Raw genomic sequence first — 21,931 nt, 5'->3', positions numbered from 1 at the left:
ATGCTAATTGATAGTCATGCACATTTAGATGATGAAAGATTTGACAAGGATAGAGATGAAATAATTAAAGACCTAACTAATCAAGGCATTGAACTTGTAATTAATCCTGGAGCAGATGTGGCATCATCTGTAAAGGCAGTATCTTTGGCTAAAAAATATAATAATATATACGCAGCTGTAGGTGTCCATCCACATGATGCAAAAACTATGGATGACACAACTATACAGCTGCTATCCTCCCTTGCTAACAATGAAAAGGTAGTAGCAATTGGGGAAATAGGCTTAGATTATCACTATGATAATTCTCCTAGAGATATCCAGCGAAAATGGTTTGTAGAACAAATACGTCTTGCTAAAAAGCTTCAGCTTCCTATAATAATCCATGAAAGAGAAGCTAGTCAGGATATGTATAATATTTTGAAGAATGAAGCTGATGGTAATCTTAGGGGAGTACTTCACTGTTATTCTGGAAGCCTTGAAATGGCAAGAGAATATTTAAAGATGGGATTCTATATATCTCTTGCTGGACCAGTGACTTTCAAAAACTCACGTGTTTCAAAGGAGGTTGCCAAAAACATACCTCTAGATAGGATGCTAATAGAAACTGATTCACCATATTTGTCGCCTGAACCAAAAAGAGGAAAGAGAAATGAACCCCTAAATGTACGATATGTAGCTGCTATGATTGCAGAGTTAAGAGGCATTCCTTTTGATGAAATAGCTACTTCAACAAGCAAAAATGTTAAAAAATTATTTTCTATTAAATAAGTTGACTTTAATTGGAATATATGGTACAATTTTTGTTGTAATAATTAGTCGATTTTTGACGTATAATAAAGGAGGTTGTAAAATGAAGTCAACAGGTATTGTAAGAAAAGTAGATGAGCTTGGCAGAGTAGTTATTCCTATAGAATTAAGAAGGACTCTTGACATAGCTGAAAGAGACTCTCTAGAAATTTACGTAGATGGTGAGCAAATCATACTTAAGAAGTATGCCCCAGCTTGTATATTCTGTGGACAAGCTAAGGATATCACTATTTTCAAAGGCAAAAATATTTGTCCTGAGTGTCTATCAGAACTAAATAAATAACTCAAATATTTACTTATGACAATGAAAGAGATTCTATTTTTATAGAATCTCTTTTATTTATGACCTAAATTACCTATCTTATTTCATGAATGATTTTATCTGAAACTACTGTGCAAATTATATTTCGATACTCTCTTTATATACTTCATTCTTGGGTAAGCTTCTCTCTTCTGATACTCTTTTTACTGCATCCTTTTTAGACATGCCTTCATTTATGTATTTAAGCAGATGCTCCTTTATAGATAATCCTTCTAGTTCTTCAACTTGAGGCTTATCTTCTGCCTTATCAGCACCTTTAACTATTATTATAAACTCTCCTTTTGGCTCATCCTGTGTAAATTTTTCTATAGACTCTTCTATACTTCCTCTGAAAACCTCTTCATATTTTTTTGTAAGTTCTCTACATACTGCAATATTTCTTTCTCCAAATATTTCTAACATATCTTGAAGCAATGCCTTTACTCTATATGGAGACTCGTATAGTATAATTGTTCTCTCTTCATTCTTAATGTTTTGCAGTGTATCTCTTCTGTCTTTTTTGTTAGATGGCAAGAACCCTTCGAATACAAATTTCCCTGTAGGCAATCCAGAAAGTACTAATGCTAAAACTGATGCAGTGGGTCCTGGTAAAGCTGTGACCTCAACTCCATTTTCTATAGCTAGCCTTATTAAATCCTCTCCTGGATCTGAAATCCCAGGCATTCCTGCATCTGATACTAATGCTATGCTTTCGCCATTTAATAATTTTTGAATAAGGACTTTCCCTTTTTCCCTCTTATTATGCTCATGATAGCTGGTAAGAGGCTTTTTTATATTAAAGTGATTCAATAGTTTAATTGTATGCCTAGTATCCTCTGCAGCTATTAAATCCACTTCTCCTAAGACCCTTAATACTCTTAATGTAATATCTTCTAAATTTCCTATAGGTGTTGGACACACATACAATTTTCCCTGACTCTCCAATAGTCATTCACCTCACTTCCATGCCGTATATCTTGTATATTTCCTCAGTATATGTTAATTCATCATTGTATACATATAAGGGCGGCTCAAATTTAAGCTCTGGTTTCGATGCTTTGACGCTCTTTATTAGTACTAGATTTGGCTTTTCACCAACCTTTGGATGTACAAATCTAATCTTCTTAGGCTCTAGCTTGTATTGTCTAAGCAAACAAAAGATATCTACTATTCTATGTGGCCTATGTACCATAAAGAAACTTCCATTATGTTTTAAAAGTCTACTAGCTGTCCTTATAATATCTTCTAATGTACAAGTAATCTCGTGTCTTGATATGGCTTTTTTATCCTCAGGGTTTATTAAGCCACCACCTTGTAGCATATAAGGTGGATTTGAGGTTACAGAGTCAAACTTATTCACCCCTAATATTTCTGGAGCTTGGATAAGATTTGCATTAATGATTTTTATATGTTCCTCAATACCATTCATTTTCATGGTTCTCGTAGCCATTTCTGCAACTTCTTCTTGTATCTCTATTCCGTATATTTTTTTTACATTATTTTTTGCCCACACTAGAAGTGGTATTATTCCAGTACCTGTACCTAAATCTACTACTTCTGAACCTTTTTTCATATCACAGTAATTTGATAAAAGTACTGCATCCATTCCAAAACAAAAACCTTCGGTATTTTGTATTATCTTAAGTCCCTTACATTGAAGTTCGTCTATTCTTTCATTATCTTTTAACTCAACTTGCATAAAATCTCTCCTCATCAATATCTTAAAAGAGAGATTCTTCAACTTTAGTTCAAAATAACAAGTTCTTTGTCATTCTAATCACAGATGAAGAATCTATATTAGTAAGTATCATAATAGTATTATACCATTTAAATAAAAGAATCTCTCATAACATTAGAAACTAAATATAAACAAAAAAGACCCTTTCAGGTCTTTTTCATTTAGTAAGTATTTATTATTCTGGTATAGGTGCATCTACTGGGCATACATTTGCACATGCTCCACAGTCAATGCAAGTTTCTGCATCTATAACGTATTTATCGTCTCCTGCGCTAATAGCATTCACAGGGCACTCTGGTTCACATGCTCCACAGCTAATACATGCATCTGTAATTTTATATGACATAGAGTTCACCTCCTTAGAAAAGGACTTTACGCTCATTCGTTAATATTGTACCACTTATTCGATAAATATTAAAGTATTTTTAAAATATTTAACAAAGTCTATTCGTCTTTCATTAACTCCTCTAGTTTCTTTAAATCTTCTATATCTTCAACATCTATATGTATATTTTCATCTACAGGAGCTGCTGGCTTTTCTACTTCTTTAATTTCATCGATTACAAAAGGAATTATATCTTCTGTGTCGTCTGGGAGTTTAACTTTTACTTTTACAATTTCTAGTAGTGTATTAGTCTCTACTACTATACCCTTTCCATTTGGGGTCATTACTACTGAACCAATGCTTGGAAGTTTTTCTAATATCTTTTCATACATTTCATGCTCATATTTTAAGCAGCACATTAGTCTGCCACATATACCTGATATTTTAGTTGGGTTCAGTGATAGACTTTGCTCTTTAGCCATCTTAATAGATACTGGAGCAAATTCACCTAGGAAGGTTGAACAACAAAGAGTACGCCCACATGGTCCTAGACCACCTATCATCTTTGATTCGTCTCTAACTCCTATTTGTCTAAGCTCTATTCTCGTCTTAAATATGGCTGCTAAATCCTTAACTAACTCCCTAAAATCAACTCTTCCATCAGCTGTAAAATAAAATATGACCTTATTGTTATCAAAGGTATATTCTACATCTATTAGCTTCATATCCAAACCATGCTCTTCTATTTTTTTAAGGCAGGTTTCAAATGCTTCCTTCTCCTTTTGGATATTCTCCTGATTTAACGCAATATCCTCCTCTGTTGCCACTCTTAATACCCTTTTAAGAGGAGGGACTATTTCTTCTTCTTTTATTTCCTTAATTCCTACTACAGCTTGGCCAAACTCTATTCCTCTTGCAGTCTCTACTATAACAAAATCATCTTTTTTTATATCTATATTATCTGGATCAAAGTAATATATTTTCCCGGCCTTTTTAAATCTTACTCCTACGACTGTTACCATAATCTATACCTCCTGTATATTTAAAAGCATTACTTCAATTGCAAGCTGAAAGTTTACATTGGAGTGGATGTCCTCTTTAGTCCTTCTCACTACATCTAGTATATCCATTATTTTAGGCTTTGATAATTTCTTGCATTGGTTTAAAATCAAATCCACCTTATCTTTATTGATAAGAATATCTACATTCCCTGTTTCTTTATATATCAATAAATCCCTGCTCCATAATAAGATTATATCCAAGATTTCGTCTATAATGTCTTTATTATGTTCAAAAAAATCACTAACAGAAAAAACCTTTAATTTATCTCCATTTATAACTATGTCTATCTTTTCTATCGTCTCATCTCTAAGCATTTTAAACTCATCTGAGCTTGACAATTCTATAGCTCTTCCTATTATACCATTTGAAAACACAGCTATAAACCTTGCTTGATCTTCTGACCTATTGTAGTTTTTGATTAATGCCTTTTCAATTTTTTGCCTCTCTATAGGAGTGAACTTTACTATTTGACATCTTGAAACTATGGTAGGAAGTAAACTATAACCATTAGTAGCTAATAGTATAATAATTACATAAGCTGGTGGTTCTTCTAAGGTTTTCAAAAAGCTATTTTGTGCTTGTTGAGTCATTTTGTTTACATCATCTAATATATAGACTTTTCTATTTGACTCTAGGGGCAGCTTTCTAATAGTCCTCTGCAATTCATCTATTTGCTCCTTCTTAAATGAATCTTTATCTGGGTATTCCATATAAAAATCAGGATGGTTTCCTGATTCGATTTTCATACAGGATGGGCATGTGTTACATGGATTATCTCCACCTCTTTGACATAATAATGTTTTGGCAAAGACTTTAGCTAACTTTTCTTTGCCAATAGATTTAGGTCCTTCAAAGAGATAGCTATGCGAAACTGAGTCATTCCTTATTGCATTTTTTAGGCTTTCAATAATATTTTCATGCCCTATTATTTCATTAAAGTCCATATTAAACCCTCTCTTACATGTATACGTCTAATATGAGTCCTCGTATATCATCTAGTCTTTTTAGTATCTTTATGTTATCTTTTTCTTTAGATAATACGTCCTTTGTAAGTCCTTCTAATTCTTCGTCAACTCTTTTAATAATACCATAAACTCTATGTCTTCCTCTACTATCCAAAAAATTGCTCTTTTTAAATTTAACCATTGAATCTACAGATTCCTTTAAGAATTCAGAAATCAGAGCTTTATATGCTAATACTTCTTTTATTGTAACATTCTTTGCTAGCCTATCTGCTTGCATATCTATTTTCTCAAGAAGTTTTTCAAGTCTCTCTTTTACTGTTAACTCATCAGCTCTTTTCAGCTCTTCAGTAAATCTTGACCGTTGTATATCCCTTTTTTTAGCTTCTTGTGGATTTGGTAAATCAATGGCTTGGGCCGATTTATTCATAACATCATTTATCTTCATAGGTAACCTCTCCTATATTTTTTCAAATCTACTTATATCTACTACAAATATTGTGGCTCCCCCTACTTGAACCTCCACTGGATAAGCCATGTATATTCCAGATGACCATGCAACAGGTGGTGGAGGAGTAGTAATCATCTTTCTTGAACGACATAGCTCTTCAATTATCTTAATTACATTATCCACTTCCTCTTTTTTCACTCCTGTTAGTATGGTTGTGTTTCCTGATCTTAGGAAGCCTCCTGTAGAAGCAAGCTTAGTAACACTATATCCGGTTTTCATTAATTTATCTACTAGCCTAGGAGCATCTTCATCTTGAACAATGGCTATAACGAGTTTCATGTTTTACCCTCCTTTCATTTTCACAAACACACTAGAATATAATGAAATAGCATATATTTCATTATATCCTCCTATATCCTCTCATATCTATCAACATCTAAAACAAATATTGTAGCTCCTCCTATTTTTATGTTATAAGGATATGGCATGTAAGCCTCTTCTACTAATGGCATTGGGGCTACAGAGGTTGTGACTTCTCTTGGTCTACATACCTTCTCTATAACCTTTACTAATGCCTCCACTTTATCATCATCTACTCCTATTAGTAAAGTTGTGTTCCCAGATTTTAGGAATCCTCCTGTGGAGGCTAGTTTGGTTACTCTAAATCCTTCTTCAGTTAACATGGATACTAAATTAGCCGTATCCTCATCTTGAATTATAGCAATAACAAGTTTCATGACTATTCCTCCTTTGATTTTTCTAGTAAGTTATCTAAAGCCAGCTTAACCTGTTGAAAAGAATCATTTTTAGTCTTAGTTGCATCTATTTTTGTAATTTTACCCTCGTAAAACTCCATCAAACTCAAATAGCCCTCATAAACCTTCTTATGAAAGTCTATTTTTTCCCTTTCTAACCTATCTCCTTGATTTCTTTTAGTTTTTCTTTTAATTGCTATTTCTGGCGGTATATCAAAGAAAAGGATTAGGTCAGGCTCTACTCCTTGAATTGCAAAGTCATTTATCTCCTTCACCTTTTCAATGCCAAGTCCCCTGCCAATACCTTGATATACAAGACTTGAAAGAACGAATCTTTCACAAATTATTACTTTTCCTTCATCTAGTGCTGGTCGTATCTTCTGAGAAACATGCTGTGCTCTCGAAGCAGCATATAACAAAGCCTCTGTTACATATGACATATTAGTATTTTTATTGTCAAGTATTATATCTCTTATATCCTCGCTTATTTTCGTTCCTCCAGGCTCTCTAGTAGTCATTACATCATAGCCCTTATCTCTTAAATATTCTGCTAAAAATCTAGCTATTGTACTTTTACCTGAACCATCTGGCCCTTCTAAAGTTATGAATAGTCCTCTCATCTTATGATCATCCTTTCGTCCTGCTCCTACTTGATGCCTTCTGCTTGTATAGGATATTTATCTTTCCTCTATTATAATCTAAATAAACTAATATTTGTATATTATTTTCAGCCCAAATTAAAAACTTATTGTTTGTATATATAATATTCAGTTAAATTTCTATATAGGAATAATATTTTTATCCTCATATATTATTTCTACTAAGGATGGCTAATTCCTTTATTTTTATTTATATGATATATAAAATTAAAAAGATATAGAGCTTCCTCTATACCTTTTGTTTTAACAGCATTCAATTATGTAATCAAGCCAAATTTTCTTAATTACAGATTTATAGTATTCGTATTTTATATCTCCAATCTCTGTTTTTGATATTGCATCTAAACAATCTTTACATAATTGTAGACCTAATAAATTTATTCCATTATTTTCTGTACCATTGCATATCTGGCAAATAGGCTTCACAAGATCAACTCCTTAAATCAGTTATCTTAATTATTGCCTCTATATTATATTCTATTCCTATTGCATGACCATTGTTCTCATTTTTATACTTTAGGGGTTGAACTATTATTTCAGTATTCTTAGTTTACTTTTCTTTCATTTTTTCTGTGGAACTATTATAATAAACTTACGTCTAATATACAAAATAATTTTTAAGGAGGTAACAATGAATATGAAAAAAATAATAAGCTTAGTGTTAATAATAATTTTTAGTTTATCATTGTTTACTGCATGTTCAACTGAAAAAAAGTCCGCTATTATGGGAGATATAGACTTTGAAGTAATAGGTACAGATGCATTAACTGATAGCAGTCTGGAAGAGTGGTACAATGAGAATAATAATAGAGAGGGGATTTTTTCTTTTGACTTTAAGAACCACAAATATATTTTAGTAGGAGCTGGTGAAAAGCCTACTGGTGGATATTCTGTAGAAATAACCTCAGTAGTTGGAAAGGAAGATTCTATCTTAGTCAATGCTAAGGTAAATGCTCCAAAGGCTGATGAAATAGTTACTCAAGCACTAACTTATCCAAGCACTTTAATAAAAATTTCTAAGGATTCAAGAAAGGTGGTTCTTGGAGAATTTATAAATACGATATCAGAAGATAATTCAAAGGACGAAAGTCAAATAGATACTTTTGAAGGAACAGGAACATTTGTTGGTCTTGCTGACAGCAATTCCTGTGAAATAATAGTAGATGATGAGGCTACGCCATTTAGACTTTCAGAAGAAGTAAAAGAAATCGCAGCTAAAATAGAAATGAACCAGAAAGTGAAATTCTCTTATTATCTGAATGAGTATGAGCAAATGGTCATCATTGAGATTGAAAAAATAGAAGAGTAGTAGGTTTTGCTGTACACAGTGACTAACTATACCATAGGGGTTGTATATGTAAGTTGGATTAATCAAGTCTATCCAACTTACTTTTAAGTAAAAGGCATGTAATAAATTTCTAACTTTTTTATTGCCAATGGTCTATGATGGTATCACTCGGCAAAATGGCCGTGCTGACAAGATAAAATATATCTGCCCTAAAGCTAAAAAAAACAAGATTAATGGCAAAACTACTTACATTCTAGATTGTGATAACCCTTGCACTAGTTCAAAGTAAAGTTAGAAACACAGTATCTTTAAAATCCGATATTTTACTTGCTTGTATTTCTCAATTAGTGGCTTTTATACTTATGTTTAAAACTAAAAATTACGAAACTCCTCTTGCTATTAAATCTTTAATTGCTTAAGCTCAATCAGATAAACTAAATAATTAATTTTAAAAGGCTTTATTGGACCTTTGTTTTTTCGTGCCTTTTTTGTGAATCTCCTAAGGCTTAGATTATTTAAAAGGCATTTAATTACCTGTTTTCTGTGGATAATTTCAAAATTACATTCTGCAACTACCTATTGTGTTTCTTTATGATAATTCCGTCTTAGATAGAAGCAATAATTTTTTAAGCGGAATATCATACAATTTAAATCAAGCTTTGAGCATAGCATCTTTCGGTGAGATTTTCATTCCCTTTAAGAATATCAATAAGTATGAAACTGATAAGAACAAAACAGTTTGTAAACCTACAACTATATATACAGCACTGTTTAACATATATTCCTCTATTCTGAAGCCGTAGAAATTAGATACATAATTATTTACCGTATTTGATATAAAATAAGCCAACAACAATCCAACTGCTACTGATATGAAGATTATAAGACTCATTCCTCCGATAAATGTTTTTGTGATATATATGTCAGATATACCAATAGCCTTAAGAATTCCAATTTTTTTGTCAGACCTTTCATTAGATAGCTTATTAACTGGTACAATATCACAAGACTTACTAACGAGAATATATTTATTTAAATCATCTTCAGTCCAAGTCTCATTCAATGTTATTGTCTGAGGTATCTTGTCCCCTAGACTAATATTAAACCTTTTAGCAAAATAGCTTCCTACTACTGCTTCAAGTTTACCCTCTTCTGGGAATCTTCCTTCCTTTAAATATCCCTTAAGTTCTTGATTAAAAAAGTCATTATCCACACCATACACTCTTCCTCCAAAACCTACTTTTGTAAGCTCATCATAATAGTTATATATGCTTCTACATACCACACCATAGGTTCTCATATCACTACCTGCTATCTCTCTAACTTTTTGGCTAAATCCTTCTATTCCATTGTATACCTTAAAAGGATAACTTCCATCTTCCGGATGGTACACACTTCCAGTAAATATGACATCTGGTAAAACAGTTTGGCTAATTAATTCCCCACTAATTGCCAGAGTTTTAATAGACACAAACAAAATAAGTCCTGAAAAACAATACCTATATGTTTCCTTCGAATTGAACACTTCTTATCATTACTAAGGTTATTTACTATTTTGCCATCAAATAAAATCTCTCCCTTATCTTCCTTTTGAAGAAGACCAAGCAAAGTAAGCAAAGTGGTCTTGCCGATTCCAGATTCTCCATTCAAAAGATACATATTTCCAGAATTAAAGAAATATGTGAAGTCCTTAATTACTTGTATTTCTCTATTGTTTTTTATGTATGACTTACTGAGATTTTTCACACTTATATTCAAGCGGCTCCCTCCTGATAACAAAAGGATAATGCATCTTAAACTTAGCCTTCTATGTATGCTAGATTAAGTAGAATACATAGTTATATAGTCTTATTACACTATTCTATTAGGCTTAGTCTACTACGTCTTTTTTTGCGTTATCCAAACACAACAATATGCGTTTTAACATTCAAGTTATTCTGCTTCTTAAATTATAATTAATGATACCTTTTGATTAATTTCTTTTCTATCACATAAACTCTGCATTATTTCTAGACTATATTAACTCTTCACCACTATAAAGTGTGCCATTCAATTACTTCATCTTTTTCTACTATATACTTAGCAGGTTGTCCACAATATAATGTCAATATTGAAACCATTGTAAGTAACATAATAACTAATGTTAACCTTTTTTCATTTTCACTACCTCTCCTTTACTTTATTGATTCTTAACTTTATAATATATAATATGGTAGCTTTTTCCAACCGACTTTTATGTCTCTTTTATTAACTTACCATTTATAACCATGAAAAATTTGTATATAGGAGGTGCCCTCTTGGCTTATAATCTAGATTTATTTGGGAAAAAAATGATGCAAATAAGACAGAATTTATGTCTTACCAAAAATCGGATCTGTGAATTAACAGGCATAGACCCTGTAACCATTCGGAGAATCGAAAAAGGTAAAGTTGTTCCTAGATTAGATACCCTGGAAATTTTGTCTCCTATTTTCAAACAAGATTTATCTGAATTACTTCTTAAATATAGATTAGATGACTTTTCTACTTTTTATGAAATTAAAAATGTATTAGAGACAAAGCTTGATAAGGGTGAATTTTATACCTTACATCTCGAGTTGAAAAGCTTAGAAAATTTATTAACTTCTACTAATAATCCATATTATAAAATGCTCATTAAACAATTAGTCCTATTTAACAAAGCTATCATACTATATGAAAATTCAGATAATGATAAATCTCTTAAAACGCTAATAAATGCTATTAAAATAACTACTCCTCTCTTTGCTCTTAAAACATATGATTCATTTGTATACTCTTCTATGGAAATAAGGATATTAATGAATATAGCTTTTATATTAAATAGACTAAATAATAAAGAAAAATATCTAGAAGTAATTGAATTCTGTATAAATTCAGTGGATCCTGATGAGGAAATATATCATAAACTGTGTCATAATTTAGCAGGTGCTTATATAAGGAATAAAGATTTTACTATGGCTCTAAAATATTTTGATTTAGGTATCAAGTCTTGCCGAGAGAATAGAAACTTAAATGGCTTACCTCTTTTATATTATGGCAAAGGAGTTGCTGAGTATAGGTTAAACAAAGAAGCATATATAGAATCTCTTAAGACTTCTATATATCTTTGTAAAGCCTTTGGGCAGGCTAAATTAGAAAATACTATAATAAATAACTGTAAAGAATTTTTGGGTATGGATTTGTATATTAGATTGTCGGAAATATTTGAATAATCATGAATTGCTAATGTGTTGTGTAAAGTACTTTATATTGATATAATGTAAGAATAGGAAGTTAATCTGCATCTTTTGCTACTTGTTGTAAAATTTTGTCATGGAGATGATAGTATGAAAGTCTTCATATTAGTTGTACTACTAGTTCCTATTTTTGCATTCCATGTATACGTTATTGTCAATACTATTAACAGTATTAGGATCCCTGCTGACAAAACATCTGCAGATATGGAGACTGTACCAGCTGATGCTAGAAAAACATCAAAAAGATCTAATTTGAAAGTAATGAAATAAGGTTCAGAGGCTCACATCATAAATTAGGTCGAAAAAACCCAGGATAGATTTTTTATCCTGGGTTTTACATTATCTTCTACTTGTCTAATATACTTTTATCACTTTCATAAATAGGAACTTCTTTTTCCTCAACTTCTTCATGCTTGCTGCTCGCTGTTAAGGACACTACTATTTCATCTAATTCCGAGAATATTTCATAGTTCTCATCTTTTGCAATATCAAGGTCTGAAACTTTTATTACGTCTCCAAATTCAAGATTAGTGACATCTACCGTAACGTATTGAGGAATGAATTTAGGTAGACATTGTAGTTCTATTTCCATTAATTGCTGTTCTACAACTCCTGATGTCCTTGTCTCACAAAATTCTCTTCCTTGAATAGCTACTGGTATACGAAGTCTAACCTTTCTATCCGCTGACAGCTTCTGAAAATCTGCATGAAGTACAGTTTCCTTTATTGGATCTCTTTGAACTTCTTTTATTAATACAGGAACTAATTCTCCTGCTATTTCAAGTTCAACTGTTCCAGTACTTCCGTATTTGTTAAGGACTCTGTTTAACATCCTGTTTTCTAATTTAATTGATTTAGTTTCTTCTCCCTGTGCATATACTACTCCTGGAACATATCCTGAATTTCTTAGCTTAGTACTTTCTCTCTTCCCTGCTCCGTTTCTTACTTCAGCTTTTAATTTAAGATCATTCATTAATATTCCTCCCTTGGTTTTTTTGTCCTTATATATATTAAACCAGAAAATTAATGAAATTTCAAATTTTCTATTTATTTATAGTAAAAAGCTTTTCTTATAATATATATTGCAGGACAATTAGCAACACAACTCCAGGCACGCCTAAAAAGCCTACTATAACAGCAGTTAATGGATTAATAGCTATGTATAAGCCTACAAATCCTCCTAATAAGTTGATTAAAAATAGCAAAACTCCGCCCATTATACCGTTTATTATTAATTTCACTAGGTATTTTAAGGGAATAATAAGAATCCACCCAACAAAGTACAAAAGTATTAGTCCTGCTGCATAAGCAACTATAACTCCTAACTCTATATCTAAGCCCATAGTTATCACCTCTATATTAGATATTATGGTTCTATACTACCTAATATATAGGCTTTTAAGGACAAATATTACAAGCTATTGCTTACATTTTCAGCTTTAATTCCCTTTTCCCTTGCTTGCTTTAATAAATAAATGTATTTTGTTCTTGAAGCCTCCATTTTGTATATTGCATAGTCAATTAAATCAGGTTCTGTTACGCTTTGAAAGTAAAGTTCTGCATTGTACCATTCTTCATGAGCTTGATTTAATTGTTCTAAGAATTTTTCATCCTCATTAAACTCGTTTGCTACAAAACTATTCTTCAATTTAGTTAGAAATTGACTTATATTCTTATTCAATTCTGCAGTCCTTACCTCCTTATTTTTTAAATTATCCACAGTTATACCCCTTTCCCACAAAATAGTTGTTATAATTATTAACTTTTTGTGGATAAGTTATACCTTTTAAATTTGTGGTATACATAATATATATGACTATAAAAGAAGGAGGATGAGTTTTTATGAACGATTTACTAGCAAAAAAATGTATTCCTTGCAGCATTGGAGCAGAACCTTTAAAAGAAAGTGAAATAGATGACTTGTATAAATCCTTAAATAAAGGATGGAAGATAATAGACCATCAAAGATTAGAAAAAGCCTACAAGTTCAGAAATTTTAAGGAAGCTTTGAATTTCACTATTCAAGTAGGAGAATTAGCTGAAGTAGAAGGTCATCATCCAGACATTTACCTGTCATGGGGGAAGGTTATCCTAAAACTATGGACTCATAAAATTGGTGGTCTTCATGAAAATGACTTTATTTTGGCAGCAAAAATTGACCAGCTAAATAGCTAAATCAAAAAATGAGCGTTAATAATACGCTCATTTTTTAATTTAATCCCAATAGTATAATTATCAATTATTTTACTTGCTTTTCAGCTATATCTCCAATTACCGGGAGCTTAAAATATTCATATTTGTATGATTTGACTAGCAATACTATCCATAAAATCAAGCTCAGTGGTGGTATAAATAGCGATAAAATCCATCCAATGATTGGTATTAAGCCAAGTATAAATGTTAGTATCATAAGTGCAACACTATAAATAATTGACTGCATAGCATGGAACTTTACAAACTTGCTTTCCTTCTCTAATACGTAAAAAATAATTCCTGTAATAAATCCCAAAACGTAGCTCAATAAAGCGGCTATGTTTTCCTCCATCCCTAATGAGCTTTTTCCCTTGTTTGTAACATTATTATTGTTATCCATGTTTTCACCTCCTGTTAGCTTTTATTAGGAACTATATAAAAATATGTAATATATCCTATACTATCATATTATTCCCAAACACCTAACATGTCAATAATTCGCCTGTTAGTCAGCAAATTTTTAAAAAAGAAAAGCAAGATTAGAAAAGTTCCCTTAAATCTTGCTTCAATATAGGTATTAAATATATATTGGCAATCTATTCTCTTGCTTCTTCTCTACACCATCTTCTACATGCTTTAGTTTTTTTGCTACAAATAACGTCCTTGGAGCCACAGTTAGGGCAATTGGCTTTATCTCTTTCAAAATTGATTTGATAGACAGTATTACAATCCATGCATATAAATTTGCAGTGTTTTGTGGTATAAAAACCCCCACCTATTCTTATGGCTTTCCCTTCTGTCAATGCCACTGCAACTTTTTCTCTAGCACTATCTATAATATTTTGAAAGGTTTGCCTTGAAATATGCATTCTTTCAGCACATTCTTCCTGTGTTAGCTTTTCTATGTCCTTAAGTCTCATTGCTTCTAACTCTTCTATATTTAGTGCTACTTCTTGTATTTCACATTTTGGTTTTCCCCAGGGTACAAAGAAAGTTTCCTCTGGAAGAAACTCTACTCTTCTAAACCTTGTCGGTCTCGCCATTTTTCTCCTCCTTACATTGTCTACATAAACCTACAAACATGATATCAATATTGAAAATCTCAACATCGTTTTTTTCTTCAATTAATTTATTCAGCCTTAAGTATTCTATACTTAACCCACTACTGCTTATATCTATTATATTATCACATTCGTAGCATTTCAAATGTAAATGGAGAGGCTTTTTAACTAATCATTGCAATGACCCTCATGTTGGTGCTCTCTACAGATACTTCCTGTTGACTTAAGTTCTCCATTAATATATTTTTGAACCATATCATCACAAAGTCCTTGGGCACCAACTATTACTTCTATTCCATTTTCATTAAATAATTGTTGTGCTGTTTCCCCCATACCCCCTGATATTATCACATCTATATCCCTTTCTTTTAAAAACACTGGAAGATATCCTGGTCTATGACCTGGGTTTGGAGTAAATTCCTTGCTTGAGATTCTATTATCGCTTACTTCATAGATTGTAAAACCTTCACAATGCCCAAAATGTCCACTCACATATTTTTCTTCACTTGCTATAGCTATTTTCATTTGAATTCCTCCCATTTTTATTTTAATTATTGGCATTTGCTAATTATATATTACTCCTAATTTTTATTATTGTCAAATGCCAATAACAAAAAAATTAAGGCTACTGACAAAATACATTTGCCAGCAGCCTAAAAAGCTTAAAGTAATTGAAATCACTTAAAAGTTAATTTATTATATTTCTCTAGTCTCTCTCTTAAGCCATTCTCTTTCTTCATCATTTAAATATGGTGACAATTTTTCATATACTTTTTTATGATAATCATTGAGCCAGTCTTTTTCTATATTAGTAAGTAAACTAGCATCTATTCCCTCTAAGTCTATTGGACAGAAAGACAATACTTCAAACTTCATAAATTGTCCTGAGTCTGTTAGTTGGTCCCCAGTTACTAGAAGCGTATTTTCTGTACGTATTCCGTGTTTACCTTCCTTGTATACGCCTGGTTCGTTAGTTATTACCATGCCTTTCTCTAATACTGTATCATTGTATTCTATGCTAAATCTTTGAGGTGCTTCATGTACACTTAATAAATATCCTACTCCATGTCCTGTACCACATTTATAATCTATTCCCTGCTCCCATAGCGGAAGTCTAGCTAATACGTCCAGATTAGTTCCTGTCACACCATATAGGAACTTAGCTCTACATAATGCTATATGTCCCTTTAAAACATAGGTAAAGTCTCTCTTTTCCTCCTCTGAAATCTGTCCTAAAACTATTGTTCTCGTAATATCTGTAGTACCATCAAAATACTGTCCTCCAGAGTCTACTAAAAGCATTCCTTCAGGTTTTAGGGTATATTGATTTGCTTCTGTAGCCTTGTAGTGCATCATAGCTGCATGGTCCTTGTACCCTGCTATGGTATCAAAGCTTGTTCCTATAAAACCTTCCTGCTGGCTTCTAAAGCCTTCAAGCTTATCCGCAGCAGATATTTCTGTAATCTCTTCCTCATGTATTGCCTTATCTAACCAGTATAAGAACTTAACCATTGCAACACTATCTTTTATATGGCAATTTCTAAGGTTTTCAATCTCTACTTCATTTTTTATAGTCTTAAGAAGCATGACAATATCTTTTCCTGGTATTTTCTTATTAGTTCTAGGCATACATCCATATAGCCATCTACTTATTTTATTTGGATCAAAGTAAACACTTATACTTTCACCAATATTTTTTAATGCATTTGCTATTTCTCCGTATTCCTTTACATCCACACCATTTTCCTTTAAGAACCCCTTAACTTCATCAGTTAATTTTCTTGAATCTATGAAAAGTGTTGCATTATCCATTGAAACAAGAGCATAGGAAATAGTTACAGGATTATTTCTTACATCATTTCCTCTTATGTTAAATAGCCAAGCGATATCATCAAGACTACTTAGTATATAATATCCTGCACCCTTTTTTTTCATTTCTTCTCTGACCATGTTAAGTTTTTCTTTAGTTGACTTTCCTGTGTATTTTACTTCATGAATATACACTTTTTCTAAAGGCAATTCAGGTCTATCCTTCCATATCAAGTCAACTAAATCATATCTATCATCTATTCTTATGTTCTTGTCTCTTATTTTCCCTTCTAATTCTTTGGCTTGGTTGCACGAAAATACCTTACCATCAAAGCCTAGGCAGTCACCTTCCTTTAGTACATCTCTAATCCATTCTGAATATGTAGGTACTCCTGGCTGTCTCATTTTAAACAACTTAATCTCAGAGCCTTCAAGCTCTTTCCCTGCTTGTATGAAATATCTACCATCAGTCCATAGTCCTGCTTCATCTAATGTAACTACTACTGTACCTGCTGAACCTGTAAAGCCAGATATCCATGCCCTTGATTTCCAATGCTCAGGTACATATTCACTTTGATGAGCATCAAAGCTAGGTATTACATAGGCATTCATTCCTCTTTCTTTCATTAGCTCTCTAAGAGCTTGAAGCTTTTCATTTACTTGCATACTAACTCCCCCTTAGCTCTCTGCTATATAATGTATACTTATATTTATCTTCTACTAAATATGATTATATAAAAATTTTTATATTATGTATATGTATAAATAAAATCTTATTTTTCTATTAAATGCTTCCAATACCTTTTAGGCATATATTGCTTTTGCAGTCTTGGGTTTATTTTATTCTTTATTGCAATAGTATTGAAATACTCCTTCCAAAGCATTTGATATTCCTCTTCATTGTCTTGAAAGCTAATTTCTCCTGTAATATTCAAGTCTCTAATAATCCATTCTTCTTTATTATACATTACTCCCATATTTCTCTTTACATCATGGATAATCCAGTATTCATCAGATAACCTTTCTGTAAAATGAGGGGCTAGAAGACCTATTATGTCATTATCAGGTTCTATCTGAGAATAATATATACCACTACTTAATTGACTAAATCTAATAAGCCCTAACATTAAGTGCACTTCTTTGCTTACTTTTTGCCGAATCTTATGTACTGCTAAAACTGTATCATTTTTTAGATTTTTGTCTATATCTTTTCCAACTTTCCATCCTAATCTTAGATACTTATAAATTAAAGTTCCTCTATCTTCTCTTTCAGATATAAAAACATAGAAGCAGTTTTTTAGAGCAAACTCTGAAATCTTTGTCTTTATTGATGTGTAAACCTTTTTTGCCTTTTCTTCATCTGTTTCGATATGTACCTTTTCAACTAAAAAGCTCTGCTGAGGGCTATCCTGTGATAGTATTTCATCTGGCAATTCTTTTCTATAGTAGGCTTCATATATAGCAGTTAGTAGCCCATCAAAGCTTCCATCAAATATGTATTGTAGCATTCTAAAACTCCCCCGTTATTGTTGATACTATATCATTTGTAGGTAGTAACTGAGGATATACGGAAAACAATGAAAGCTGTTCTCCTGCTGGGTTAAATCCATTATTATTTGAGCTAAACAATAGACTGTTTCTAATGTCTAAAGAATTCATGCTTTTTATGCCGTAGTGCTTCCCGCTACAAGTTATAAAATATCTAGCTCTCTTTAAAACTACTCCAAGCTTCTTCAAATCTTCATAGTTCAGTGACCCAAACTTTCTAGCAGAAATTATTCTTCTAGCAGATCTGACTCCTATACCCGGAACTCTTAATAAAAGATAATAATCTGCCTTATTTATCTCTACAGGAAACAGTTCAATATTCCTCAGTGCCCAATCACACTTAGGATCAAGAGCTAAATCAAAATCAGGCTTTTCATCGGTAAGAATCTCGCTAGCATTATATCCATAAAATCTCAATAGCCAGTCTGCTTGGTAAAGCCTATTCTCTCTAACTAATGGCGGAGAAGCAAGGACCGGAAGATTAGGATGCTTAGATACTGGTATAAAAGCTGAATAATATACTCTTTTAAGTCTAAATCCTTTATATAATGATTCTGAAAGTCTAAGTATCTTTAGGTCACTATCTTGAGTTGCACCTATAATAAGCTGAGTGGTTTGCCCAGCAGGAACAAAATTTTGAGAGTATTTAAATTTTTGTCTTTCTTCTACTGCCTGATGTATCCTTGAATTAATAAAACTCATAGGCTTAATGATAGCATTTTTCTTTTTTTGTGGTGCCAATAGCTTCAGGCCTTCATCAGAAGGCAATTCAATATTTACACTCATCCTATCTACATAAGTACCTGCTTTTTCAATTAAGGTCTTATCTGCACCTGGTATTGCTTTTAGATGAATATATCCGTTAAATTTATAGTCCTCCCTAAGCCTTTTAACTGCACTGGTCAAAAGCTCCATTGTATAGTTTGGGCTCTTATATACAGCCGAGCTTAAGAAAAGCCCTTCAATATAGTTTCTCTTATAAAAATTAATAGTTAAATCCGCTACCTCATCGGGGGTAAAGGCTGCTCTAGGTACATCATTTGAAGCTCTGTTTATACAGTAGGCACAATCATATATGCAATAATTGGTGAAAAGTATTTTAAGTAGTGATATACATCTGCCATCATCTGCCCAACTATGACAAATACCACATTCACTAGTACTGCCTATCTCTCCTTTTTTTCCTTTCCTATTGCTACCACTAGATGAACAAGATACATCATATTTAGCTGCATCAGATAATATTTTAAGCTTATTAAGCATATCCATAGCATCACTCCAAACCTTTGCTTGTTATCAATATTTTACCACTAAATTTTAATTTTGCAAACATATGTTCGTATGTTTTTTCTTCTATCTCCTATTCTCCAATAATATTAGATCTTTTAAAAAATCCATATCAACCGATCATTAAATAATTTAAATAAATAATTAATTTTATTTAGTATTAGCTTGACATTATTAAGGTGTAATAGTAATATAGTCTAAAGGATATATTATCCAATTCTCCTAATACATATAGTTATGTATGGTAATTTGACTACCGATGGGTAATATCATTTAATCTGCCTCTAACAGGAAGTGCCTCAGCAGAATATGACAAAGTACCTTCCTTAGCTCCTAAATACTTAAAGATAGCTTCCAGCGGCAAGACATTAAAAGAGCTTCTAAATGGCCAGCTAGCAGTGGCAGTTCTAATAGCTTCTGGCGGCGACTTCACTGCAGAAGGAGTATTTGGTACACCTGTTCAACTGGCTTTCTTAACTGATGGAGAAAGACTAATAGGAAGACTTCCTGAGTTAACTATTTCAGGAGATGTATATACAATGTTTGGGGATGACTTTATTGGACGCTCTGAGGATAAGGCTTTTGTAGGTCAAAAAGCTTTAGCGATTAATTTAGATGTGAAGTATATTTAGTTTTATAATGGCGGGTTAGACTTTTTCTTATAAGTCTGACCCGCTATTTTTTCCAAAAGAAATTCAAGTGAACATGGTAATATACTTATGGATTGATTGTAGTTAGCCTATCATAATATAATTATAGTATAATAGATATTACTTAAGTAGATTAGACCATAGCTTAGGTAAAAAGATAATAGGCGTTATTAATAATGGCACTATAAACTACTATAACTACTCAAGATAAACTGAGAGCAAATTAACTAGGGAGATGAGAAAATTGAAGCAAATAGAACAGGATTTAACTGAAGGGAGCATTTATAAATCACTTATTAGTTTTTCAATTCCTTTTATAATAGCAAATTTGATACAGGCTTTATATGGTACAGCAGACCTGTTAGTTGTAGGTCTGTTTACAGATACTGCAGGCCTATCATCTGTAGCTGTTGGCACACAAGTTATGCAAATTGTAAATGGGCTAATAACAGGGCTTACTATGGGAGGAACTATTCTCATTGGTCAGTACTATGGGGCAAAGAAAAATAAAGATACATCTGAAACAATAGGCAATATGCTGTGCTTAGGAGTATTTGTATCACTGCTTATAACTGGTTTAATGCTTTTAATAACCAAACCTTTGCTCAATATTTTAAGAACACCAACAGAAGCTTATATAGATGCTATGAAGTATGTAATTATATGTTCTAGCGGAGTTGTATTTATAACTGGTTATAACTCTATAAGCGCTATACTTAGAGGACTAGGAGACTCTAAAAGACCAGTATATTTTATTGCTATAGCTTGTGTATTTAATATAGTTTTAGATTTAACTTTTGTAGGATTATTTGATATGAGAGCTGCAGGTGCTGCTTTGGCTACTGTACTTTCACAGGGAATTAGTATGGTTTTAGCAATAGTTTATCTATCTAGGAGAAAATTTATATTTGAGTTTAAAAAAGAGAATTTTATTATTAAAAAAGATAAAATACTGACGCTATTAAAAGTCGGAGCTCCTTTATCTTTACAAGAAGTATTACTTTGGGCTTCTTTCTTAGTTATAGCCGGCATTGCAAATAGTATGGGGGTAGCAGAGTCAGCAGCAGTAGGTATAGTTGCTAAATTTGAGGTGTTTTCAATGCTTCCACCTATGGCAATATCATATGCTCTAGCGGCACTAACTGCTCAAAATGTAGGAGCAAATAAACCAGAAAGGGCTGCTAAAGCATTAAAAATAAGTATACTAATGTCTTTTATATGCTCATTATTTTTCCTTGCATGGACCCAATTACATCCTCAATCTATAATGGGAATATTTAAAGCAGATTCAGATGTAATAAAATCAGGAAGCCTATATTTTAAAACCTATAGTATAGATTTTATGCTAGTTGCTATTAAGTTTAATCTAAATGGATATTTAAATGGATGTGGAAAAACTAACTTTACAATGATAAATGGAACATTGTCATCTATATTAGTCAGAATTCCAGTAGCATTTTTAATGGTATTAGTACTCCAAAAAGGCTTAATAGGATTAGGTTTATCCGCACCAATAGCCTCTGTAACATCTATAACAGTATCCATTATATATATGAAAATAAATAAATTGAAAGAAAATTTAATTTAATATAGCACTTTTTTATAACAAGCTATATAATGGATATTAATTAGCTAAGACATGCTGCTGCATGAGGAGAATGTTGTATAGAGATAAGGTGTTATGAACAAAGCTTTATTTTTTTATTATGTATTGAATCTCAAAAATATCTAAATAACTCTCTAATAGTTTTCGCTTGTCCTATAAATAGTTACATCAC

29 protein-coding genes and 1 pseudogene are annotated in these 21,931 nt (G+C 32.1%); 8 read left to right on the top strand and 22 right to left on the bottom strand.

Annotated features, from left to right (window positions below; translation table 11 throughout):
- The gene (locus DW1_RS00630; protein WP_074348576.1) at positions 1–768 is read left to right on the top strand and encodes a TatD family hydrolase; all 768 of its coding nucleotides are present in this window, start codon (positions 1–3) and stop codon (positions 766–768) included.
- An 82-nt stretch (positions 769–850) separates the two neighbouring features.
- The gene (locus tag DW1_RS00625; RefSeq protein ID WP_074348574.1) at positions 851–1,090 is read left to right on the top strand and encodes an AbrB/MazE/SpoVT family DNA-binding domain-containing protein; all 240 of its coding nucleotides are present in this window, start codon (positions 851–853) and stop codon (positions 1,088–1,090) included.
- Positions 1,091–1,207: 117 nt separating this feature from the next.
- On the opposite strand, the gene rsmI is transcribed toward DW1_RS00625, so the two are convergent.
- From rsmI to DW1_RS00575, 10 genes are all read right to left on the bottom strand, one after another.
- Positions 1,208–2,053 (bottom strand): 16S rRNA (cytidine(1402)-2'-O)-methyltransferase, encoded by an 846-nt coding sequence (gene rsmI / locus DW1_RS00620; RefSeq protein ID WP_074348573.1) that lies wholly within the window; start codon positions 2,051–2,053, stop codon positions 1,208–1,210.
- A 7-nt stretch (positions 2,054–2,060) separates the two neighbouring features.
- Entirely contained in the window at positions 2,061–2,807 is a 747-nt protein-coding gene (locus DW1_RS00615; protein WP_074348571.1) for a tRNA1(Val) (adenine(37)-N6)-methyltransferase, read from the bottom strand.
- 214 nt (positions 2,808–3,021) lie between these two features.
- A complete protein-coding gene (locus DW1_RS00610) occupies positions 3,022–3,192 on the bottom strand; it encodes a DUF362 domain-containing protein (RefSeq protein ID WP_074348569.1) in 171 nt (56 codons plus the stop codon).
- A 98-nt stretch (positions 3,193–3,290) separates the two neighbouring features.
- Positions 3,291–4,193: a PSP1 domain-containing protein gene (locus DW1_RS00605; protein WP_074348568.1), complete on the bottom strand. Its 903-nt coding sequence runs from the start codon at positions 4,191–4,193 to the stop codon at positions 3,291–3,293.
- A gap of 3 nt (positions 4,194–4,196) precedes the next feature.
- Positions 4,197–5,177, bottom strand: a complete 981-nt coding sequence (gene holB, locus DW1_RS00600) for a DNA polymerase III subunit delta' (protein ID WP_074348566.1) — start codon at positions 5,175–5,177, stop codon at positions 4,197–4,199.
- A 13-nt stretch (positions 5,178–5,190) separates the two neighbouring features.
- Positions 5,191–5,643: a YaaR family protein gene (locus DW1_RS00595; RefSeq protein WP_074348564.1), complete on the bottom strand. Its 453-nt coding sequence runs from the start codon at positions 5,641–5,643 to the stop codon at positions 5,191–5,193.
- 12 nt (positions 5,644–5,655) lie between these two features.
- A complete protein-coding gene (locus DW1_RS00590; protein WP_074348550.1) occupies positions 5,656–5,985 on the bottom strand; it encodes a cyclic-di-AMP receptor in 330 nt (109 codons plus the stop codon).
- Between the two features lie 71 nt (positions 5,986–6,056).
- A complete protein-coding gene (locus tag DW1_RS00585; protein ID WP_074348548.1) occupies positions 6,057–6,383 on the bottom strand; it encodes a cyclic-di-AMP receptor in 327 nt (108 codons plus the stop codon).
- A gap of 2 nt (positions 6,384–6,385) precedes the next feature.
- On the bottom strand, positions 6,386–7,021 hold the full coding sequence (gene tmk / locus DW1_RS00580; protein ID WP_074348547.1) for a dTMP kinase: 636 nt from the start codon (positions 7,019–7,021) through the stop codon (positions 6,386–6,388).
- Positions 7,022–7,303: 282 nt separating this feature from the next.
- Positions 7,304–7,486 (bottom strand): sigma factor G inhibitor Gin, encoded by a 183-nt coding sequence (locus tag DW1_RS00575; protein ID WP_074348545.1) that lies wholly within the window; start codon positions 7,484–7,486, stop codon positions 7,304–7,306.
- A 205-nt stretch (positions 7,487–7,691) separates the two neighbouring features.
- Between DW1_RS00575 and DW1_RS00570 the strand changes: the two genes are divergently transcribed.
- Positions 7,692–8,369 (top strand): protease complex subunit PrcB family protein, encoded by a 678-nt coding sequence (locus DW1_RS00570; protein WP_074348543.1) that lies wholly within the window; start codon positions 7,692–7,694, stop codon positions 8,367–8,369.
- A 631-nt stretch (positions 8,370–9,000) separates the two neighbouring features.
- Here DW1_RS00570 and DW1_RS00565 read toward each other — a convergent pair.
- Together DW1_RS00565 and DW1_RS00560 are read right to left on the bottom strand one after the other, a co-directional pair.
- Complete coding sequence (locus DW1_RS00565) at positions 9,001–9,819, bottom strand: ABC transporter permease (protein ID WP_074348541.1); 819 nt, start codon at positions 9,817–9,819, stop codon at positions 9,001–9,003.
- Positions 9,783–10,106 carry an ATP-binding cassette domain-containing protein gene (locus tag DW1_RS00560; RefSeq protein WP_074348539.1) on the bottom strand — a complete coding sequence of 108 codons (324 nt, stop codon included), beginning with the start codon at positions 10,104–10,106 and terminating at the stop codon, positions 9,783–9,785. The genes DW1_RS00565 and DW1_RS00560 overlap by 37 nt, the downstream gene beginning before the upstream one ends.
- A gap of 539 nt (positions 10,107–10,645) precedes the next feature.
- Here DW1_RS00560 and DW1_RS00555 point away from each other — a divergent pair.
- Both DW1_RS00555 and DW1_RS00550 read left to right on the top strand, forming a co-directional pair.
- On the top strand, positions 10,646–11,581 hold the full coding sequence (locus DW1_RS00555) for a helix-turn-helix domain-containing protein (RefSeq protein ID WP_143474322.1): 936 nt from the start codon (positions 10,646–10,648) through the stop codon (positions 11,579–11,581).
- Positions 11,582–11,695: 114 nt separating this feature from the next.
- On the top strand, positions 11,696–11,875 hold the full coding sequence (locus tag DW1_RS00550) for a hypothetical protein (protein WP_074348535.1): 180 nt from the start codon (positions 11,696–11,698) through the stop codon (positions 11,873–11,875).
- 76 nt (positions 11,876–11,951) lie between these two features.
- Here the strand turns inward: DW1_RS00550 and DW1_RS00545 are convergent, their stop codons facing one another.
- The 3 genes from DW1_RS00545 to DW1_RS00535 form a co-directional block, all read right to left on the bottom strand.
- Positions 11,952–12,578: a 50S ribosomal protein L25 gene (locus tag DW1_RS00545; RefSeq protein ID WP_074348534.1), complete on the bottom strand. Its 627-nt coding sequence runs from the start codon at positions 12,576–12,578 to the stop codon at positions 11,952–11,954.
- A 97-nt stretch (positions 12,579–12,675) separates the two neighbouring features.
- Positions 12,676–12,948: a pro-sigmaK processing inhibitor BofA family protein gene (locus DW1_RS00540; protein ID WP_074348532.1), complete on the bottom strand. Its 273-nt coding sequence runs from the start codon at positions 12,946–12,948 to the stop codon at positions 12,676–12,678.
- Positions 12,949–13,016: 68 nt separating this feature from the next.
- Positions 13,017–13,325, bottom strand: a complete 309-nt coding sequence (locus DW1_RS00535) for a YaaL family protein (RefSeq protein WP_242942408.1) — start codon at positions 13,323–13,325, stop codon at positions 13,017–13,019.
- Positions 13,326–13,447: 122 nt separating this feature from the next.
- Between DW1_RS00535 and DW1_RS00530 the strand changes: the two genes are divergently transcribed.
- Entirely contained in the window at positions 13,448–13,780 is a 333-nt protein-coding gene (locus DW1_RS00530) for a 4a-hydroxytetrahydrobiopterin dehydratase (protein ID WP_074348530.1), read from the top strand.
- Between the two features lie 64 nt (positions 13,781–13,844).
- Here the strand turns inward: DW1_RS00530 and DW1_RS00525 are convergent, their stop codons facing one another.
- The 7 genes from DW1_RS00525 to DW1_RS00495 all read right to left on the bottom strand — a co-directional run bounded on the left by DW1_RS00525 (position 13,845) and on the right by DW1_RS00495 (position 19,485).
- Positions 13,845–14,198, bottom strand: a complete 354-nt coding sequence (locus tag DW1_RS00525; RefSeq protein WP_074348528.1) for a DUF4870 domain-containing protein — start codon at positions 14,196–14,198, stop codon at positions 13,845–13,847.
- A gap of 196 nt (positions 14,199–14,394) precedes the next feature.
- Positions 14,395–14,841 carry a DUF134 domain-containing protein gene (locus DW1_RS00520; protein WP_074348526.1) on the bottom strand — a complete coding sequence of 149 codons (447 nt, stop codon included), beginning with the start codon at positions 14,839–14,841 and terminating at the stop codon, positions 14,395–14,397.
- Positions 14,819–15,004, bottom strand: a complete 186-nt coding sequence (locus DW1_RS15225) for a hypothetical protein (RefSeq protein WP_074348524.1) — start codon at positions 15,002–15,004, stop codon at positions 14,819–14,821. Before DW1_RS15225 ends, DW1_RS00520 begins: the two co-directional genes overlap by 23 nt.
- Before the next feature lie 23 nt (positions 15,005–15,027).
- The gene (locus DW1_RS00510; RefSeq protein WP_074348523.1) at positions 15,028–15,384 is read right to left on the bottom strand and encodes a NifB/NifX family molybdenum-iron cluster-binding protein; all 357 of its coding nucleotides are present in this window, start codon (positions 15,382–15,384) and stop codon (positions 15,028–15,030) included.
- 171 nt (positions 15,385–15,555) lie between these two features.
- Positions 15,556–17,334 carry an aminopeptidase P family protein gene (locus DW1_RS00505; protein WP_074348521.1) on the bottom strand — a complete coding sequence of 593 codons (1,779 nt, stop codon included), beginning with the start codon at positions 17,332–17,334 and terminating at the stop codon, positions 15,556–15,558.
- Between the two features lie 107 nt (positions 17,335–17,441).
- Positions 17,442–18,176, bottom strand: coding sequence for a TIGR03915 family putative DNA repair protein (locus tag DW1_RS00500; protein ID WP_074348519.1), 735 nt, complete (start codon positions 18,174–18,176; stop codon positions 17,442–17,444).
- 1 nt (position 18,177) lies between these two features.
- Complete coding sequence (locus tag DW1_RS00495) at positions 18,178–19,485, bottom strand: putative DNA modification/repair radical SAM protein (protein WP_074348517.1); 1,308 nt, start codon at positions 19,483–19,485, stop codon at positions 18,178–18,180.
- A 281-nt stretch (positions 19,486–19,766) separates the two neighbouring features.
- On the opposite strand from DW1_RS00495, the pseudogene DW1_RS16000 reads away from it, so the two are divergent.
- A pseudogene (locus DW1_RS16000) lies at positions 19,767–20,135 on the top strand (hypothetical protein); the annotation flags it as partial.
- 262 nt (positions 20,136–20,397) lie between these two features.
- On the top strand, positions 20,398–21,741 hold the full coding sequence (locus DW1_RS00485; RefSeq protein WP_083605432.1) for an MATE family efflux transporter: 1,344 nt from the start codon (positions 20,398–20,400) through the stop codon (positions 21,739–21,741).
- Positions 21,742–21,931 lie beyond the last annotated feature (190 nt).

Origin of the sequence: Proteiniborus sp. DW1 (assembly GCF_900095305.1) — a bacterium.
In the GTDB taxonomy this organism is placed as follows: domain Bacteria; phylum Bacillota; class Clostridia; order Tissierellales; family Proteiniboraceae; genus Proteiniborus.
The sequence above is the reverse complement of the archived record's forward strand: the minus strand, read 5'-3'. Positions and strand labels throughout refer to the sequence as shown.